General features: G+C 54.8%; 11 protein-coding genes. 3 read left to right on the plus strand and 8 right to left on the minus strand.

The window, feature by feature from the left end:
* Window positions 1-96 precede the first annotated feature (96 nt).
* Window positions 97-1,470, minus strand: coding sequence for an aldehyde dehydrogenase (locus tag EJ361_RS06425; protein ID WP_126244529.1), 1,374 nt, complete (start codon window positions 1,468-1,470; stop codon window positions 97-99).
* Between the two features lie 92 nt (window positions 1,471-1,562).
* Here EJ361_RS06425 and gatB point away from each other — a divergent pair, with 92 nt between their 5' ends.
* Complete coding sequence (gene gatB, locus EJ361_RS06430; protein ID WP_205686946.1) at window positions 1,563-3,020, plus strand: Asp-tRNA(Asn)/Glu-tRNA(Gln) amidotransferase subunit GatB; 1,458 nt, start codon at window positions 1,563-1,565, stop codon at window positions 3,018-3,020.
* Window positions 3,021-3,233: 213 nt separating this feature from the next.
* On the plus strand, window positions 3,234-4,382 hold the full coding sequence (locus tag EJ361_RS06435; protein WP_126244530.1) for a TlpA disulfide reductase family protein: 1,149 nt from the start codon (window positions 3,234-3,236) through the stop codon (window positions 4,380-4,382).
* A 121-nt stretch (window positions 4,383-4,503) separates the two neighbouring features.
* Here EJ361_RS06435 and EJ361_RS06440 read toward each other — a convergent pair whose 3' ends face one another.
* The 7 genes from EJ361_RS06440 to EJ361_RS06470 all read right to left on the minus strand — a co-directional run bounded on the left by EJ361_RS06440 (window position 4,504) and on the right by EJ361_RS06470 (window position 17,529).
* The gene (locus EJ361_RS06440) at window positions 4,504-5,898 is read right to left on the minus strand and encodes a RagB/SusD family nutrient uptake outer membrane protein (protein WP_126244531.1); all 1,395 of its coding nucleotides are present in this window, start codon (window positions 5,896-5,898) and stop codon (window positions 4,504-4,506) included.
* A 12-nt stretch (window positions 5,899-5,910) separates the two neighbouring features.
* Window positions 5,911-8,757 carry a SusC/RagA family TonB-linked outer membrane protein gene (locus tag EJ361_RS06445; protein ID WP_126244532.1) on the minus strand — a complete coding sequence of 949 codons (2,847 nt, stop codon included), beginning with the start codon at window positions 8,755-8,757 and terminating at the stop codon, window positions 5,911-5,913.
* Window positions 8,758-8,947: 190 nt separating this feature from the next.
* Window positions 8,948-10,405: a SusD/RagB family nutrient-binding outer membrane lipoprotein gene (locus EJ361_RS06450; protein WP_126244533.1), complete on the minus strand. Its 1,458-nt coding sequence runs from the start codon at window positions 10,403-10,405 to the stop codon at window positions 8,948-8,950.
* A 21-nt stretch (window positions 10,406-10,426) separates the two neighbouring features.
* A complete protein-coding gene (locus EJ361_RS06455) occupies window positions 10,427-13,669 on the minus strand; it encodes a SusC/RagA family TonB-linked outer membrane protein (RefSeq protein WP_317126924.1) in 3,243 nt (1,080 codons plus the stop codon).
* A 250-nt stretch (window positions 13,670-13,919) separates the two neighbouring features.
* Window positions 13,920-14,105, minus strand: a complete 186-nt coding sequence (locus EJ361_RS06460; protein WP_126244535.1) for a hypothetical protein — start codon at window positions 14,103-14,105, stop codon at window positions 13,920-13,922.
* 77 nt (window positions 14,106-14,182) lie between these two features.
* Window positions 14,183-14,881, minus strand: coding sequence for an IS1595 family transposase (locus EJ361_RS06465; RefSeq protein ID WP_126244536.1), 699 nt, complete (start codon window positions 14,879-14,881; stop codon window positions 14,183-14,185).
* 245 nt (window positions 14,882-15,126) lie between these two features.
* Window positions 15,127-17,529, minus strand: a complete 2,403-nt coding sequence (locus EJ361_RS06470; protein ID WP_126244537.1) for an efflux RND transporter permease subunit — start codon at window positions 17,527-17,529, stop codon at window positions 15,127-15,129.
* Window positions 17,530-17,648: 119 nt separating this feature from the next.
* Between EJ361_RS06470 and porZ the strand changes: the two genes are divergently transcribed.
* Window positions 17,649-19,808 (plus strand): type IX secretion system anionic LPS delivery protein PorZ, encoded by a 2,160-nt coding sequence (porZ, locus tag EJ361_RS06475; RefSeq protein WP_164714113.1) that lies wholly within the window; start codon window positions 17,649-17,651, stop codon window positions 19,806-19,808.
* Window position 19,809 lies beyond the last annotated feature (1 nt).

Genomic DNA, 19,809 nt, shown 5'->3' on the forward strand with positions numbered 1-19,809 from the left:
TACTTCAGATACCTGCATAAAAAAACGTTTCGCAAACCGATCATTTCAATGATAACGATTCACGAAACGCGAAACTTTTCCGGTCGGATTTTCCGCCTATTTCTGTAGCATCTTCAGCATTTTCAACTTATTCCCGAACGGCGGATATTTCACCGGAACATCCAGCCAGGTGCCCGTTTTCATCACGCCCTTCACATGCGTGAACTCGTCGAAACTGTACTTCCCGTGATAGCGCCCCATCCCGCTGGGACCAATCCCGCCGAACGGCATCTCCAGGTTCGTGAAATGCACCAGCGTATTATTGATGCAACCTCCCCCGAAAGCCACTTTCTCCACGAGCGTTTTCGCCGTGCGTGAGCTCTTGGTGAAAATGTACAGCGACAGCGGATACGGATTGGCAGCGATCATTTTCACGGCTTCATCGGTGCCGTTATAAGGGATCACCGGCAATATGGGCCCGAAGATTTCTTCCCGCATCACCTTCGCGTCGGGCTTGATATCCGTGAGAATGGTGGGCGCGATGTATTTGTCGGACCGGTCGGTTTGCCCGCCGGAAAAAACCGTGCCTTCGCCCAGGTAGCCGGCCAGGCGGTCGAACTGCCGCTCGTTGATGATGCGCGGGTAATCGGGGCTTTTGGCGGGATCGTCGCCATAGAATTTCGTGACGGCATCGCGCAGCGCTTCGAGCAATTGCGGCAATATTTTTTTATCGGCCAGCACATAATCCGGCGCGATGCATGTTTGCCCGGCGTTCCAGCATTTCCCCCACACGATCCTTTTTGCAGCGGTTGTAATGTCGGCGCCGGCGTCTACCACGCAGGGGCTTTTCCCGCCCAGTTCCAGCGTTACGGGGGTGAGATGGGGCGCGGCCATTTCCAGGATTTTCCGGCCCACGGGGATGCTGCCCGTAAAAAATACATGATCGAACCGGTAGGCCATGATTTCGGGCACTACTTTGGCGCCGTCCCCTAAAACGGTGGTCACGTGCTCCGGCGCAAACGCGTCAGCGATCACTTTGGCTACCACAGCTTCCGTAGCGGGCGCCAGTTCGGAAGGCTTCACGATGGCGCAATTGCCCGCCGCCACCGCCCCGATGAGCGGATTCACCACCAGCTGGAATGGGTAATTCCAGGGGCCGATGAGGAGCGTCAGTCCTTTGGGCTCGCGGTACACCGTGCTGGATGAAGGGTAATGCATGAGCGGGGAGCTGACCGGTTGGGGGCGCATCCACTGGCGGAGATTGGTGAGGGTATGATCGATCTCGTCATACAAAAGCCCGACTTCGCTGCCGAAAGCCTCTACCGGCGCTTTCCGGAGATCGGCCCGGAGTGCGGCCAGGATGGCTGCTTCGTGCCGTTTGAGGGATTTTTTCAGTTGCTTGAGGGCGGATTTACGGAATTGCAGGGAACGGGTGGCCCCGGAGTCGAAAAAGCGGCGCTGGGCCTGGTGAATATCTTGGATAGCAGCCATAGGATGGAACGTTGATGATACAATTTCGTGAAAATTCCCTGCTTTTTTACAGTTTGAATATCTTTGTGCGAATCAGCAGTGATATCAATATTATGAGTGCGAGCATCGATTATAACAAATATGAAGCGGTAATTGGCCTGGAAGTGCATGCCCAACTGCTGACAGTCAGCAAATTATTCGCCAGCGACTCCGCCGCCTTCGGCGGTCAGCCCAACACGCATATCAGTCCCGTTACGCTGGGGCACCCCGGCACCCTGCCCTTCATGAACAAAAAGGCGGTAGAACTGGCCATCAGGCTCGGTTTTGCCTGTCATTGCCGTATCGAGCAGGAAAACTTCTTCGCCCGGAAGAACTACTTCTACCCCGATCTCCCGAAAGGATACCAGATCAGCCAGCACACCGCTCCCATCTGCGTGGGCGGCCATGTGCCCATTTTCGTGGACGGGACCGCCCGGAATGTGCAGCTCAACCGCATCCATCTCGAAGAAGACGCCGGGAAATCCATCCACGACCAGGACCCTCACAACACGCTCATCGACTATAACCGCGCCGGCGTTCCCCTCGTGGAGATCGTGACGGAGCCCGACCTCAGCTCGGCCGACGAAGCCTACGCCTACCTCACCGAGCTCCGCCGGCTCGTTCGCTGGCTCGATGTGTGCGACGGCAATATGGAAGAAGGCTCCATGCGCTGCGACGCCAACGTTTCCATCCGCCTCAAAGGCGAAACCACGCTCGGCACCAAAGTGGAAGTGAAGAACATGAACTCCATCCGCAACGTGAAGCGCGCGATCGAAAACGAGATCAAACGGCAGATCGAGCTCGTGGAAACCGGGGGCACCATTGTCCAGGAAACCCGCAGCTTCGACGCCTCCAACGGCAGCTCGTTTTCCCTCCGTTCCAAGGAAGAAGCCAACGACTACCGGTATTTCCCGGAGCCGGACCTGGCGCCTTTCCGGCTGACGGAAGCCTTCCTCGACCAGGTGCGCCGCTCGCTGCCGGAGCTTCCCGAAGAAAAAGTGACCCGCTATACCAGCCAGCTGGGCCTTCGCGAATACGATGCCCGCGTGATCTGCGACGACCGCGAAACCACCGTGTATTTCGAAGCCCTCATGGCCGAAACGCCCCACGCACAGGCCGCCTCCAACTGGATGCTCGGCCCCGTTAAATCGTGGCTCAACGAGCGCAATGCCGCTATTTCCGACTTCCCCCTCAACCCTTCCGCCCTCGCCGCGCTCATTGCGCTGATCCACGACGGAAAGGTGAATTTCTCCATCGCTTCCTCCCGCATCCTGCCCGCCATGATCGAACAACCCGGTAAAACACCGCTGGAAGTGGCCACCGCCCTCAATCTCATCCAGGAAACCGATGCCGGCAGCATCCTCCCCGTAATCGATGAAGTGCTGGCCAGATTCCCGGCAAAAGTGGCGGAATTTCGCTCGGGGAAAAAAGGTCTCATCGGGATGTTCGTCGGCGAAGTCATGAAAATGAGCGGGGGAAAGGCAGACCCGAAATTAACTAACGAGTTGCTGCTCAAGCGCCTCAACGGTTAACGACTGCCGCTCATCCCGGATAACATCTCCCGAAAAAGCCCCGCCACAGGCCCATTCCGCGCTTACGCCCCCCGCTGGAGCCGATACCGCAGGGAAATGACCATTTCAGGTGATTTGTTTAATTAACCGACTACATAATTTTAACATTTCCGGAGAACCCTTCCGGGGATTTAGGACTATTTTTGATTGAAAATCCAACTAAACGAAAAGCCCATGAAACAATTTGCGATTTGGCTGACAGGAGCGGCCGCCTTACTGGCAAGCTGCAACAGTCACCCGGAGAAAGGCGCGTTCAAGATCGATGTGCAACTGGCGAACACCCCTCTGGAAAAGGTGTACCTCGAAGAAGTGATGGAAAACTCCACCAAAATCGTGGATACGGCGGCCGTTAAAGACGCGTCCGGAAAAATCACCCTCGAAGGCATGGTCCCCGAACAAGGCCTCTACGCCATCCGGTTCGAAAGCGGAAAATATATCTTCCTCGCCCTCGATGCGGGCGATATGAGCATCACCGGCGATTATAACGAACTGGAAAAAATCCAGGTGAAAGGGTCCGAAGCCACCACCGAAATCCAGCAGTTACTGAAATATTACAGCGAGAAATCGCAGACGCTGAGCAAGGAAATGCAGGCGTTCGACAGCATGCGTATCGCCCAAACACCCGATAGCGTCCTCGACGCGCGCCGCGCCGCCATGGACCAGGAAACCAAAAGCTTCCGGGAACATTTCCTCGCCGCCGCCCGCGCTTCCAAAAACCCCGTTCCCGCGGTTTTCGCCATGGAACTCGCCGGTTTTGAAGACGCCGCAGATCGCGTAGCCCATAAAAAAGATTTCCAGGACATCGCCAAACGATTCCCTGAAAACGGCTTCGTGAAAAACACCCTCGCCGGCCTCGAAACCCTCGAAAAAGGCGGCGCCGAAGAAGCCAAAGCAGGCCCTGCCGCCATGGTTGGACAGGTAGCGCCCGATTTCGTGCTCCCCGATCCCGCAGGCAAACAGATCAAACTCAGCTCCTTCAAAGGGAAATTCGTTCTGGTCGATTTCTGGGCCAGCTGGTGCGGCCCCTGCCGCCAGGAAAACCCCAATGTAGTCGCGGCTTTCAATCAGTATAAAGACAAAAACTTCACCATCCTCGGCGTTTCGCTCGACAAGGAAAAAGGTGCCTGGATGAAGGCCATCTCCGACGACCAGCTCGCCTGGACGCACGTGAGCGACCTCAAATTCTGGGAATCTTCCGTTGTTCCGCTGTACGGCATCAACGCCATCCCTACCAACATCCTGGTAGACCCCGCCGGCAAGATCATCGCTGCCAACCTGCGCGGTAATCAACTGGAAAAGAAACTGGCTGAAGTGTTGAAATAATTGCAGTTCCGCTGTAAACAAAAAGGAGCCTCCGCACGGAGGCTCCTTTTTTATGCCCGGCATCAAAAAACCCGGAAGCGTTGGCTTCCGGGCTTTTCCAGGTAAGGATGTTGCGTTATCCCTATCGATACAGCGGATGCTGGCCGATATTCCGGTTCGCCTGCATCTCCTCGAAAGGGATCGGCATGAAATACTGTTTTTTCGTAACCGGCAACGTCAGCACATTTCCGCCAACGCTCACGATATCCTGCGGCAGCCTTACGATATCTTTCTTCCAGCGGCGGAGGTCGTAATACCGATGCCCTTCGAAAGCCAGTTCGCGGAAGCGTTCGGCTTCAACGGCGTCGAGCACCTGCGCGGCGGTACCGTAGCCGGAATGCACGTAATTATCGATCCTGCTGGAGCGCAGGGTTTCCAGGTCGGAATTGGCCGCGGCGATGTTGGCGCCGGTTTTGCGCGCCTGCGCTTCCGCCCGGATGAGATACATTTCCGAAACACGGAACAGCTTGACGTCGGTCAGGTTCAGGTTGGCGGAACTGCCGGTATATTTCGTGACCGTCCAGCGGGTGCTTGCGGGCGCAGCATCGAGATCGGCGATCCAGCTGCTGAAGCGGACGTCGTGCGATGCATCGAAAGCCGCCAGCAGTTTGAATGACGGCGCATACAGCACCATCCCTGCGTTCGTCCGGTAGAAGGCGCCGAAACGCTCGTCCGAAGGTTCCCTTTTCAGTTTCCAGATCACTTCCTGCGTGGCCAGGTCGGTCCAGATGCCGGGGAATTGCTGCTCCGTAGCCAATGGCACCGCGCCGATCACTTCATCCGCAGCGGCGATGGCCGCCGTCCAATCCTGCTGGTAGAGCGCGGTGCGTGCTTCGATGGCGAACACGGCCAGCCGGGTAATGCGCGTGGCGCTTGTCCAGTTGGCGGGAATGAGCAGCTTCGCGTCGCCGAGGTCTTTGCGGATCTGCGCGAAAACCGCGCTCACCTTGCTCCGGCCGGGTTGCGAAACCTGGGAGGAGGTCATCACGGGAATACCGTCGTCGTTCCCATCATAAGACACCGCATAATTGCGGAGCACTTCCAGGTGGCAATATGCCCGCAACGCCAGCAGCTCCCCTTTTAACTGTTGCCTCCGCTCTAATTCATGCGATTCGGCAGGCACACCGTCGATCACGGCAAGGATGCGGTTCGCCCGGTCGATGGCCTGGTAATTGCTTTTCCAAACGGGCAACACATCGGGCGTAGATTCGTTGTGCTGCCACCTGAACACCGTTCCACCGGTATTCACGGTGTTTTCCAGCGGCATCATATTTTCATCCGCGATAAGCGAGCTGATCTTGATGGATTGACCGTTGAGCGAAGCATACGCTCCCAAAACGGCGGCATTCACGTCGTCTATCGAATTGAACGCTACCGTCTGGTCTTTGATGTTGGTGGGCTTGACGTCGAGGTCTCCCAGGCAGGAAGCCGCCATCATCCACACCGCTATCAAACTATATCTAAACATTGATTTCATTCCTGATTGATTTTAGAACTGGACACGAACGCCCGCCACCATCGTGCGCGGTGCGGGATATTCAAAAAACGCGTTGGCATTGTAATCTTCCGGATCAAAACCGTTCCATTTGGTGAATGTCAACAGGTTCTGGCCCTGCAGGTACACCGTTACGCCCCTGATCACCTGCGTACGCGCCAGCAGGCTTTCCGGCAGGTTGTAAGTGATCTGCGCGGTACGCAAACGCAGGAACGATGCATCCTGGATGTGGCGGGACGAGAACGTCCGCGGGCTGCCGAAAGACGCTTCTTCCGCTGCTTCTCCGGCCTTGCGCCAGCGGTTGAGCCAGCGGCGCGACTGGTTGCTGTACACGTTGGAATTGTTGTTCAGCGTATACCAGTCCATCGCGTTGTAACGGGAAATGCCCGTCATATACGAAAACAGCACATCGGCCGACCAGTTTTTCCAGCGAACGCCCGTGTTGAAGCCGCCGTATATTTTAGGATCGTTGGCGCCGAATTCGGCCACGCTGGCGCTGAAACTATAATTCGAATTGATATTGCCGTTGCGGTCGTAATACAGGGCTTCGCCGGTCTGGGGATCAACGCCCGCATATTTTACGATGTAGTGGGAATTGACGGGCAGTCCTTCGCGGATGAGGAATGTGCTCACCTGGTACTGATTGGCGCTGCCGAGGCTCGTTACCAGGTTCCGGTTGTACGTGAAGTTAACGCCGGCCGACCAGGTCAGGTCTTTCTTCCGGATGATATCCCCGTTCAGGTCCAGTTCCACGCCGCGGTTACGGACATTGCCGGCATTGATGTTCCGGGAATCGAAACCGCTCGTCATCGACAGCCGTTCGCTCAGGAAAAAGCCTTTCGTTTCGCGGTTATACCAATCTGCCACCAGGCGCAGGCGATGATCGAAGAATGCGAGATCGAGGCCGAGGTTGGTCATGTGCGTTTTCTCCCATTCGTAATCGGGATTGCCGATGGCAACGGGCGCAATGGCCGGCTGACCGTCGTACCGCGTAGCCCCGTACCCCGCTGCGTAGGCGAAATACTGGTTCGGCGGCGCTGCGGATGTACCGTAGCTGGCGCGAACGCGCAAAGTATTGATCCACGCTACGTTTTCGAGCCCGGGAAGGTCGTACCCCGCGCCGATGGAGTAAAACGGCTGCCAGCGGTTCTTTTTCGGGAGTGTCGACGAGCCGTCGTACCGGTAACTGAAGTTGAGGCTGAAGCGCTCGTCGAGCAGGTAACGCACCAGCCCTACCCACGATGCCAGCGCCATTCCCGTCCGTTCCCCGCTTACCTGCGGGATGAACCCGTTGACGGCCGAACCGGGCGTGGTACCGGAAAGCGTGCCACCGAGGCCCGGCGTCAAGCCGAAACCTTTCGCCTGCAAACTTTGGTATTTCAGGCGGTTGAATTCATAAAACCCCGCCACCACGAGCCGGTGGCGCCCGGCCAGCAGCTTGTCGTACGTAATGCCGGCGGAAGAAGTGAACTGGAAGAAGTGGTTGACTTTTTCTTCATGATACCCCTGCCCCCCCGGTGCCGATTTACCGGCCAGGGAGCCCGGCGCCGCGCTGCGGATTTCATTGTTTTCGCGGAAATCCATCCCCATATTGAAGGTTGCATACAGCCAATCGTTCACCTGGTACCGCAGCGATGAGCTGAGGAGCCCTTTCAGCTGGTTCAGGCGGTTGGTGGTGGTCTGCATCCGCTCGATGGCGTCAGAACCTTCACGGGTATCGTACACGCCGCCGAAACTGGCTTTATTGCCGCTATGCACCAGCACGCCGTTAACGTAGGGTTGTTCGTAAGGCAATGCGTAATAAACGGAAGCGAAGGGATTGCCGACGGATTGCGTGGCTTCGTCTTCGATCAGATCGCTGCCGGTGTATCCGATAGCCGTATTAATGGAGAGGCGCAGTTTTTTGCCGGTAGCGTCTACATTGGTACGGAAGGTATACCGGTCGAGGCCGGAGCGATAGGCGATGCCTTGTTGGGATAGATAGCTGGCGGATGAGTAGAACCGAACTTTGTCGGAACCGCCGGTGGCGGAAAGTTCGTATTCGTGGAAAGGCGCTGCATCGCGCATGAGGTGATCCATCCAGTTGGTTTGGATGCCGCCGAGACTGTCGAGAATACCCTGGTAGCGGGCTTTCACATCGGCGGGAAGATTGGCGTTGGCGGGATTTTTCATGGAAAAGATCCATCCGGCGCCGATGGTGCGGCCATTTTCCAGGCCCACTTCTTCCTCAAACTGCAACCTTTCTTTCGTATTCATCATATCGAAATGGCGGCGGGAAATTTGGGAAATGCCGTGGCGGGTGTTGAAGGCAAAGCGGACATCGCCCTGCTGCCCTCTCCGGGTGGTGACGATCACCACGCCGTTGGCGCCGCGGGAACCGTAGAGCGCCGTGGCGTTGGCATCTTTGAGGACGCTGACGGATTCGAAGTCTGCCGGGTTCAATCCCAGGAAAACACCGCTTTCCACGGCAATTCCGTCCACGATATAGAGCGGAGCGGAGGCGCGGAAATTGCTGATGTCGTTATTGGTGCCGGTGCCCCTGATCACCATGCGCGCGGCGGCGCCGGGCTGACCGCTTCCCGTTGCCACGTAAAGTCCGGGCGCACGGCCCTGCAGCATCTGGTCGAAAGATGCGGTGGGGGCCATACGGAATTTGTCTCCCGTTACGATGGTGGCCGCTCCCGTGTATTGCTTGCGGGTGGCGGTGTTATAACCTGAAATAACGACTTCGTCCAGAAGCCGTTTCGAAGGGATAACAGAATCTGGTCTACTACCTGGTGTCTGTGCAACGCCCGGAATGCTGATGGCGGTCAAAAGCCATAGCGGTAGCGTTTTGTTCATGTGATTACGTTTTTGTCTAATGCCCCGAAGGTGTAACAGAATGAACCACAAGATACTGAATTTCAACAGATATGATAGTACACTTAAATGTGATTGGAAATTTGGGGGGATATTTTATGGGGAAAGGGCAAAAAAAGGCCGTTCCGGGTGAACGGAACGGCCTTTCTGAATACATATAAATTCACAAGACTTAGTCGGCAATATCCCACCAGAGGCGTTCGCTGTTAGGTCTGTGTTTTACGTTGCCGAACTCACCGTTGGTGTTGGCTTCCGTTTCAGGATAAGGCAAGCGAACGGGGAATTTTCCGCTGAGGCCCTGGTTAGACGACAGCACGAAGAAATCGGGATAACCCGTGCGACGCCATTCGGTCCAGGCCTCGAATGTCTGCCAGCCGTTCATGGCGAAGTATTTCTGCGTAATGATCGCTTTGATCTGATCGGCCATGCTTCCGGGCCATTGGGCGGCAGTAGCGCTAGCGATGTAGGCAGCGGCCTGAGCACCGATTTTGTTGGCTTCGAAGCTGGCAGTAATACCGTTATTGAAGAGCGTTTGCGCGCTACCGGCGGTGAACCAGCCGCGTGCACGTGCTTCCGACTGCAGGAAATAACTTTCCGCTTCGGAGATCAGCACTACTGGGGCAGTGGCGGAATTGTTGTCAGCACCGAGGCCACCGGTTGCAGCGCTGGGGAACGACAGATCGAAGTCCGGAGAAGCAGTAAAGTTACCCTGGCGGTTACCGATTACGGTATCCTCAACGCCATCGTAAGTAACTGTGGTGTAAAGTTGTTTCAGACGAGGGTCTTTATTTGCCTTCATCGCGTCCAGGAAAGTGTTGCTGGCTACCAGGTTCTGCGTTCTGCCAAGGCCGAGTATCTCGGAGAACAGGGGGTTCTCGTTACCACCGGTCGTGGCGTACTGGATCGCAGCGGAGGAAGACAGCAGCGGTTTGCCTTCAAGCGATTTTACACCGGTTTCGGCACGCGTTGCATCAATACCGCTGAGGCGCAGGTAGGCGCGCAGCTTCAGGGTATTGGCAAAACGGATCCACTGGTTGATGTTGCCGCCGAAAACCAGATCTTCACCTCCAACCTTGTTGGGGCTGGAAGGATTCAGGATGGCCAAGCCGCGGTCGAGCCACAGGAATATGCTGTCGTAAACAACTTTCTGGGACTGATACGGGATGTTCAGGCTAACACCTTCGTTGAGGGCGTCCTTCAACGGAACGTCGCCCCAGGCATCGGTGATCATCTGGTACGTATAAGCTCTCATTACCAGGGCGATAGCCGCATGCTGGTTGAGACTGCCCGCATTCTCGATTACGCGCTTGTAATCCTGCAAGGCGCCGGCGTACAGAATAGCCCAGGGACTGTTGGAAGTAGAAGGCTGGATCGTGTAACGCTCGGTGTTCCGGTATTGGCTCGAGAACGGGTTCTGCGTCCAGTATTGAGACCACAGGCCGCCGGTAATACCAAACTGGTTGGAGAGCACATGTGCCGTAGCCGCCTGTGCAGACGGCAACAGTAGTTTCACGTCTGCCGTCAAAGGCTGGTTGGGGCTATCGTTCACATCCAGAAACTTACCGCAGCCCACCGCCGTCACGGCAATCGTAACAGCCAAAGCCACTTTCTTTATATTCAATTTTCTCATTCTTCAATTTTTTAGTAACTGTTAAAAAGTAACTTTCACGTTAAAGCCAAAGTTCCGCAGGGAGGGCTGGGCGGAGAAGTCCAGACCTTGTTCGTTGGAAGAACCACCAGAGTTCACTTCAGGATCTACGTACTCGTTTTCTTTCGGAGTCCACATGAACAGGTTGTTACCGAACAGACCAATGGTAACGTCGCTGAAGATACCTTTATTCAGCATGCTTTTCGGGAAACGGTAGCTCAGGTTCGCTTCACGGAGTTTTACGAAAGAGCCATCCAGTACGTGCTGGCCTGCCGGTATGATGTTGGACCAGTAAGTCACCATATCATACGGCTTCGTGTTCGCGATAAATTTGCTGGCATCGTTCGGATCTACGATCACAGAATTCGGGTACGGATGGGGAACGCGGCCGTTGGCAGCGGATTCTTTCGATACACCTACGAAGTCCATCAGGTCCTTCGTCCTGGAATAGAACATACCGCCCTGCTTGGTGTCGAACAGTACGCCGAGGTTCCAGTTTTTGAACTTGATGTTGGTACCGAGGGATGCCATATAATCCGGGTTGTAAGTTCCGAGGTATACAGATGCAGGCGTCAGCAACGGGTTGCCGGAGTTGGAGCTTACGATAACTTTTCCGTCAGGCGTCTTGCGAAGGTCCTGGGAGTAGAAGGTACCGTACGGTTTGCCCACAGCGGCTACGATAGACATACCGCCGAAACCGCCCAGAACGATCTGGTCCACACCCGGCAGCAGCGAAAGCACTTCGCTCTTGTTCTTGGTGTATGTACCGTACAGTTCAACGCTAAGACCGTAAGAAGTCTGGATAGGCGTACCGCGCAGCGCGAGCTCAACGCCACGGTTCTGGATAGAACCTGCGTTCACCACTTTGGAAGTGAAACCGCTGGCCGCAGAGATCGGGATGCTCAGGATCTGGTCTTTAGACTTGTTCTGATAGTAAGAGAAGTCCAGGCTCAGCCTGTTCTTGAAGAAGCTCATCTCTGTACCTACCTCGAATGCGGTGGTGATCTCCGGTTTCAGCTCGGGGTTACCGATCCTGTTGGACTGGGCCAGCCCCGGAATGCCGTTAAGCGGGAAGCGGGTGGCACCGAAAGGTCCGAGGATGTTGGTACGGTCATAGAAGGTATTCAGCAGATAGGGATCGGCGTCGTTACCCACCTGCGCCCAGCTGGCACGGATCTTACCATATTCAAACCAATCGGAGATTGCAGCGTCTTTCATCAGTTCAGTAAACACGAATGATGCGTTCACGCTGGGATAGAAGAAGGAACGGTTGTTTTTCGGCAGGGTCGAAGACCAGTCGTTACGCGCGGTAAGACCCAGGAAGATCAGGTTGCGGTAAGACATGTTGATGTCTGCGTATACACCGATGAGGCGGCGACGGGAGAAAGTATTCACAGCATCGATCGGACCATTGGAGTTACCGAAATTATACCATCCGGGCACAACAAGGCCGCCGGAGGGGTTGGTCTCCACATCGGAAACGTCGAACTGGCGCTGACGGATGTTATGGCCCAACAGGATGCTCCCTTTGAAGTCGGAACTGAATTCATGCTCAGCGGTGATCATGAGGTCGTTCACGATTTCCGCCAGGTTGTAGATTTCTTCCTGGTACTTACCGGCGCCCACCTGGGTGTTCGCGGCTCTGCTGTACTCGCCGGAAGTATTATCGGCAGGAGCATAGCTGAATTTCGGGTATTTGTACTTACGACGGTCAGCATAAACATCGACGCCAAGGCGTTCAACTACGTTCAACCAAGACAGGGGTTTCCAACCTACCTGGAAGTTACCGGTAATACGATCCACCGCATTTTCGTTGCGATAGTTCGCCAGCTGCCAGTAAGGATTCACCGTGTATGCGCCATAGTAGCCGTACAACGGGTTGCCTCCAGCATCGAAAATGTTACCGAAACTGTTGTAAGGGTTGCTCAAGTCTTTCAGCGAAGTCAGGGGAATGTCGCGCGGCATCTGGATAACGGAATTCCATACGGAACCGTCGCCCTGGCCACCCTGAACCATGTTGGATTTGATCTTGGAGTAGTTGAAGTTTACGCTGGTAGTCAGGTTGTGCGCAAGATCGGCAGTTCCGTTGAAACGCACGTTGTACCTGTTGTACGTGTCGGAATGGCCAGGCATTACTCCGTCTGAATTCAAAGCGTTGAGCGACAGGAAGTAGGTTGTTTTGTCGCCAGCTCCGGAAAGTGCCAGATTGTTGTTGGTGGCCATGCCCAGGTCAAAGAAGTCTTTCACGTTGTCTTTGATGGCAGCGTAAGGTTTCTGCAGGCGAACGCCATTGATTTCCTGGCCCCAGGGTTGCACCTGTCCGGTAAAGGGTGCGCCCCAGCTCCAGTTTTCCTTCGGGTCGTTGTGGTAACCACCGGGATAGGTATCATCAGGATAACCCTGTCCGAATTCGTTCTGGTACTCGGGAATTTTCAGCACGGAAGAGAAAGTGTTGGCCGTATTGAACGAAACGTTCATTTTGGATTGACCTTTCTTGCCGGATTTGGTGGTGATGATCAATGCACCGTTGGAAGCGCGGGAACCATACAGCGCAGCGGCTGCAGGGCCTTTCAGGATGTTGATGGACTCGATGTCGTCCGGGGAGATGTCGTTACCACGGTTACCGAAGTCAACGGAAGAACGGCTGTCGCCGCCACCCATAAGACCGCTGTTGTCGATGGGCACACCATCCACTACCAGCAGCGCCTGGTTGTTACCGGTGATGGACGAACCACCGCGGAGTACGATACGGGTAGAGCTACCGGGAGCGGATGCAGTACCCGAAATGTTCAGACCAGGTACCTTACCGGTAAGACCGTTCAGTGCGCTCACGCTCTGGCCTTTGGTCAGCTCCTCCGCCTTAACGGTCGGAGCGGCAAAACCCAGCGAACGTTTCTCCCTGCGGATAGCCTGGGCCGTTACGACTGTTTCTGTGAGATTGGTAACGTCGGTAGTCAAAACGACGTTTACGGTTGAACCGGAGATTCTCGCCTCCTGGTCACGCATACCGATGAATTTAACCACCAGTACGTCTACACCATTAGGAACGTTCAGGGAATACATACCCTCAGCATTTGTTACGGTTCCGACATTTGTGCCCTTAGCAATCACCGTGGCACCAATGATAGGGGTACCGTCATCTGCCGCTGTAACCTTTCCTTTAATGGTTCGGCTCTGCGCCAATACCTGTCCCGATATACAAACCAGGATCAGGAAAAGTGCGGTTAGACCTTTCCTCATAAGCATAATTTAGTTGTTTAACAGAATTTTAACAGACAAATATAAATTACTTAACTCTTTCTTAACGCAATTGATTTGTAAATTTTTTGGAGGGGACATACATTTTTTTTTGGTTAATACTATTTTTTCTTGATAAGTTGATTCTGTGGTATGGAACGACGTTATATTGGGATGCCGCCCTATTGCTTTGCCTTGAGCCGGGTTAAACCAGGTACAAAAAGAAAAAGCAGGCGACAAGATTATCACCCGCTTATCATCAACCAAAATCTAAATCGAGATCTTTAGAATTAGTTGCATGCGCCGCATGGCTGCGGAGCACAATATTTTTTATTGCTGAAACGCTGTACGGTAAAGGTTTATATGCAGTACCCCGACCAGATCTTGTTTGCACTGGCACGCCCGGCCACCCGAACGGCAAGCGTTTTTTGTTTACTTTTTTCATAAGCGACAGACTTTGGTAACGTAAAATTACTGGTTTTCCCGTAATTCACGCCAATTGTCGCTAGAAACAAATTATGGTCAAGATAAGTTTAATGGAAAAGTCTTGAGAAGATTAAGTAGTACTGCGTATAATTCCTCATGTCTATAATTGTAGCGAAACTCGCATTCTTTCAAATGTAAATAAGCCGTATTCCGGTTCAGGCCCTTGAACTTCGCCAGCCGGTGCTTCGTCAAACCCCAGAACCCGTCCACATCGTCGAGCACCGTCTTGTTTTCCGCCTCGTGATGCCCGTGGCCCAGGTGATACAAACGATATTGACTCAGGTCTACCACCCCGTTGAACCGGCGGATCCGCTCCGCACTGCCCACCGTTTCCAGTACAGACCTCCCGCGGGCGATCGCCTGGATCATGGAACGGCTAACGTCCGGGAGAATTTCCGTAAACACCTTGTTCTCGCTCTTGTAAATACCGAATATCACCGGTTTCACGATCCGGTCTACATCGGTCTTAACGGCAACGGCTATGTCTTGCGGCTGATGGAGTGCATGTGCGCGGTGCCCCAGAGATGCGGAACCCGCTGCTTTTTCAGGCTGTAAAGATTCACAGTACTTTACAATCTGCAACCTGATCTTCTTCAAGTAACTATTGATCGTTACCCTGCTAACGCCACTGATATTGGCTATCTGCGTGGCGGTTAAATCTTCGGAGAACAGCTTAAGTATCTCCTTAAATTTTCGCTCAGATAAATGAGCGCCCTTTAGGAACTTATTTTTCATGGACTAAGAGGATTAGAAATGGCATCCTAAACCTCTTACTTTTTCTCTACTATATATAATGCTTTATTATAAACGGCGAATTCCCCATGTCGAACGCCCCCTACTAGATTATTTGACCTGAAGGCAATGAAAAACCCGCGGCAAGCGGCCACGGGTTTAAAATTTAATGCCTTACAGATATGAGATAATTATCTAGTGCGACGATCGTAAAATTATTTGAACGGTCATAAAACAGGATGAACGCATCAGTCCTTGCGCTCGTCCAACCCGATCTGGTCCATTTCCAGGTCTGCCTCCTCATCCAGCGCCTTCCACAATTCCTTCTTCTTCGCCTTCTTCTGCAACGCCTTCTCCATCCATAACAACATCGCCGGCAAAATCGTCAGGTTCGTGATCATCGCCATCACCAGCGTCAAACTCGTGAGCCAGCCCAGCGCCTTCGTACCCTGGAACTCCGAAAAACTGAAGATCATAAAGCCCGCGAACAGGATCAGCGATGTGTAAATTATACTCAAACCCGTGTCGTTGATCGTATGCCGCACGGTCGCGGAAATATCATAATTGTTCAGCGGCAATTCCTGCTTGAAGTTCACGAGGAAACGGATCGTTACGTCTATCGCGATGCCCAGCGCAATGCTGAAAACGAGCACCGTGGAGGGTTTGATGGCAATATCCAGCCAACCCATCACCCCAGCCGTCACCAGCAGCGGAATAATGTTGGGCACCAGCGAAATGATGAGCATCCGCCAACTGCGGAACAGGTACAACATACAGAAAATGATCAGCACGAATGCCAGCAGAATGCTTTCCGCCAGGCCGTTGATGATGAACCGGCTCCCTTCCAGGAAAATGATGCTCGTGCCGGTAAACGTCACTTTATAATGTGCGGTATCGAAGATCCGGTCTACCTGCGGGCGCAGCGAATCCAGCAGCCGCGGCAGTTCCACCGATCCCACGTCGGCCATGTTCACGCTCATGCGCGCCACCTGGCGGGTGCTGTCCATAAAAGAAGCCACCAGCTGGGAAAACACGGATTTGTCGCCCCCGCCTTTCATGCGCAGGTATGGCGCCAGGAACCCGATGTCGAACTGGTTGGGCACGGTATAGTTCAGGCTGTCGCCGCTATAATACGCCTGTTTCGCGAATTTGATCCCTTCGGCTACGCTCAGCGGCCGTGCAAACGCAGGCTGTTCGGCGATGATCTTGCCCAGCTCGTCGAGTTTCTCGAGCGTTCGGAGGTTCACCACGCCGTTCTTCCTTTTCGTATCCACCGCAATTTCCAGCGGCATCACGCCCTTAAAGCGATGTTCGAAAAATTTGAGATCGGTATAAAGTTTATCGTTCTTCGGAATATCGTCGACGATGAAACCCACCGGGCGAAGGCGCGCCATACCAATTACGGCCAGCACCACCATGATCACCGTAAATGCGTATACCCATGGCCGGTAGTTGAACACCATGCGGTTCAGGAACTCCAGCACCCAGCGGCAGGCTTTATTGTCTAGATAGCTGGTATGCTTCGTTTTCGGCGGCGGCAGATAGCTCAGTACCGACGGCAGGAAGATGAAGGAGATGAGGAAAATGAGCATGATATTCACCCCCGCCACTACCCCGAACTGCTTCAGGATCGCGGAATTGGTGAAATAGAACACCCCGAAACCGATGGCCGCGGTGAGGTTGGTGAACAGTGTCACGATGCCCATCCGTTGTACCATCCGTACGAGCGACTTCATCTTGTCGCCGTGAACGGCATATTCCGTATGGTATTTATTGAGGAAGTAAACGCAGTTGGGGATGCCGATCACCACGATCAACGGTGGTATCAGACCGGTGAGCAGCGTGATCTTGTAGCCGCAGATCACGATGGTGCCCACGCTCCAGATCACCCCGATCGCCACCACGATCATGCTCATGAGCACGGCGCTGAAAGAGCGGAAGAACAGCAGCAGGATGAGGGCCGTGAGCACGAAAGAGATGTAGAGGAACATCTTCAGCTCGTCTGCCACCTTGGTGGCCATGATGGTCCGGATCATGGGCAGGCCGCTCAGTTTCACGTCCACATTATGTTTTTCGCCGAATTCCTCCGCTATTTTCTGGATGGCCTGCACCACTTCGATCCTTCTTTTCGAATTGAGGATTTGTTTGTTGATGCTCACAGCCATCATATAGGCGTTGGCGTTGGTGCTATAGAGCAGGCCTTTGTAGAAAGGCAGGGAATAGAAGACATTTTTCAGGCTATCCAGTTCGGCCTGGTTTTTGGGCAGGGGCTGGAACAGGGGAACGGCCTTCAGTTTCTGTGTTTCCGCGTCTTTCACAAGGTTTACGGCGACTGGGATGCTGAGGGTGTTTTCCACGGCTTCCACTTTGCGCAATGCGTCGTTCATGGCCACATAGTCGCGGAAGAATTCCAGCTGGAAGAGCTTATCGGTCTCGAGCCCGATCACCATCATGTTCCCGTCTTCACCGAATTTCTGTTTGAAATCCTGGTAAACCAGCCATTTGGGATTATCGCGGGGGATAGCGCCGGTGAACTCGTAAGAGAGCTCCACTTTGCTCGCAAAATAAGCCATGACGCCCGTTCCCAGGAACAACAAAGCCAGAAGCCACAAACGGAATTTCAACACGAAAGCTGCAAGGCGCTGCCACATAGATTTAGACTAATTTTGTTTAAAGGCCATAAAGGTAACTATTCATGTCGATTAATGCATAAGAGATAATTCATAATTGTTACTTTTGAGGTATGTTTCGCCCCTGCTTGATTTTATTTTTGATACTCGTTTCCAACGACTTACGCTCGCAAAGCATCCCGATTGGCCAATGGCGCGAGCATTTCCCCACCCGCCAGGCCGTTGCCGTGGCGGCTAACGGGAATGAAATCTTTTGCGCCACCGCACAGGGGCTCTTCTCGCTGTCGGCCGACGAGCACGCGGTAACGCGGTACGGTAAATCCACCGGCCTGCACGACGCCGGCATTTCCGCGATGGCCTGGCACGAAGGGCTGCAAACCCTCGTGCTCGCGTACCGCAACGGCAATATCGACCTCGTATCCAACGGCCGCGTCACCAATATCCCCGACGTGCTCCAGCACCCGGGGAACCCCGATAAAGCCGCAACTTCCATCCTCATTTCGGGGGACAGAGCCCTCCTGCCCCTGCCTACCGGCATCATCGTTACAGACCTCCGCCGCCGCGAAATCGCCGACACCTGGACGCCGGGGTACCCGGTACTGTCTGCCACCATTTACGGTACGGAAATATTCGCATCCACGTCGCATGGTATCTACCGCGCATCCATATCGGCCTCCAACCTGGCCGACCCCGGTTCCTGGAAAATACTTCCGTCCCTTCCCGCAACGGCACAGCAACTGGTAGCCTCGGATTACCTCGTTGCCCGCGTCAAAGACACGCTTTTCCGCTTCACGGGCAACGCCTGGCAGAAGTGGGTCTTCGGCCGCGGTGCGATCACGTTCCTGCAATCGTCCGGGAATGCGCTGTTCATGGGGCTCCCGGGAGCGGTGGTCCGGATTTCGGATGAAGAAACCACTTTAACAAGCGCCCTCCTGCCCTCGCCTTCCGGCGCTGTGCCGACCACAAACGGGATCTGGATCGCCGACCGGCAAAACGGGCTCATTTTTTACCAAGACAATATTTTCACCGCGCTCACGCCCGATGCCCCGGCAGGCCCGGCTTCGGGGGCGCTGCTTCCGCACGGAGGCGCGCTGTGGGCCGCTTCCGGGACCGTCAGCGATAACTGGCAGCCGTCCGGGGCCGTTTTTCCGGTATCGGTTTTCCGGGAAGGCGAATGGGTACAGCAGGGCAAGGCCGTCCCCGACGTGATTTCCCTTTCGGCGGGGAACGGGAATGTATATGCGGGCTCCTTCGGCGGAGGGGTCTTTACTTTCCGCGACGGCGCTCCGGTTGTGCAGGAGAAACCTCTCGGCCGGGAGCGCATCGGCGGCGTGGCGGCAGATCAAAACGGGCACCTTTGGGCTACCGCTTTCGGCGCCACGCAGCAGCAACTCCTCGTCAAAAATAAATCCGGCAACTGGAACGGGTTCACCGTCCCCTATTTCCTCCCGTACAATGCCGTTTCGCAAATCCTCATCGACGATTTCGACCAGAAATGGATGGCAGCCCCGCTGGGCGGCGGCGTGATCGTCATGGACCATGGCACTAACGCCGACGATCCTCGCGACGATCGCTGGAAACAGCTGCAATCGGGCGCGGGCCGCGGGAACCTCCCGTCGTCGCAAGTCTATTGCCTCGCCAAAGACCGCGATGGCTGGATCTGGATCGGTACGGCGCGGGGCATCGGTGTTTACCAATGCGCGCAGGACATTTTTTCAGCAAACGCATGTGAAACCTGGCTCCCGGTAGTTCGTACAGACGCTTTCGCCGGGTATTTATTCCAGAACGAGCAGGTGCTTTCCATTGCGGTAGACGGCGCCAACCGCAAATGGGTGGGCACGCGCAACGGCGCCTGGCTCACCAGTGCCGACGGGAGCCGCATCCTCCGGCATTTCCATACGGGCAACAGTCCACTCCCCGATAATACCGTTCAGCGCATCGCCATCGATCCCGTAACGGGAGAGGTATTTTTCGGGACGGGGAACGGATTGGTATCCTGGCGCGGGGAAGCCACCGAAGGCAGCGAAACGCAGGGTGCCGAAGTGCTCGTCTTCCCGAACCCCGTACCTTCCGGCTATAACGGTACGATCGCCGTTCGCGGGCTGGTGCGCGACGCGTACGTCAAAATCACGGACGTTTCCGGGAAACTGGTCTTTCAAACCCGCGCCCAGGGCGGGCAGGCGGTTTGGAACGGGCGGGATTACACGGGGTTCCGTCCGCAAAGCGGGGTTTATCTCGTTTTGGCCAGTGATGCGGCGGGGAAGGAAAAAATCGTATCGAAACTGGTATTTATCCGCTGAT

Source organism: Chitinophaga rhizosphaerae, assembly GCF_003958645.1.
GTDB lineage: Bacteria > Bacteroidota > Bacteroidia > Chitinophagales > Chitinophagaceae > Chitinophaga > Chitinophaga rhizosphaerae.

Coding starts and splice junctions, on each gene's coding strand:
- EJ361_RS06425 (WP_126244529.1), bottom strand. CDS start 1,470: ATGGCTGCTATCCAAGATATTCACCAGGCCCAGCGCCGCTTTTTCGAC.
- gatB (WP_205686946.1), top strand. CDS start 1,563: ATGAGTGCGAGCATCGATTATAACAAATATGAAGCGGTAATTGGCCTG.
- EJ361_RS06435 (WP_126244530.1), top strand. CDS start 3,234: ATGAAACAATTTGCGATTTGGCTGACAGGAGCGGCCGCCTTACTGGCA.
- EJ361_RS06440 (WP_126244531.1), bottom strand. CDS start 5,898: ATGAAATCAATGTTTAGATATAGTTTGATAGCGGTGTGGATGATGGCG.
- EJ361_RS06445 (WP_126244532.1), bottom strand. CDS start 8,757: ATGAACAAAACGCTACCGCTATGGCTTTTGACCGCCATCAGCATTCCG.
- EJ361_RS06450 (WP_126244533.1), bottom strand. CDS start 10,405: ATGAGAAAATTGAATATAAAGAAAGTGGCTTTGGCTGTTACGATTGCC.
- EJ361_RS06455 (WP_317126924.1), bottom strand. CDS start 13,669: ATGCTTATGAGGAAAGGTCTAACCGCACTTTTCCTGATCCTGGTTTGT.
- EJ361_RS06460 (WP_126244535.1), bottom strand. CDS start 14,105: ATGAAAAAAGTAAACAAAAAACGCTTGCCGTTCGGGTGGCCGGGCGTG.
- EJ361_RS06465 (WP_126244536.1), bottom strand. CDS start 14,881: ATGAAAAATAAGTTCCTAAAGGGCGCTCATTTATCTGAGCGAAAATTT.
- EJ361_RS06470 (WP_126244537.1), bottom strand. CDS start 17,529: ATGTGGCAGCGCCTTGCAGCTTTCGTGTTGAAATTCCGTTTGTGGCTT.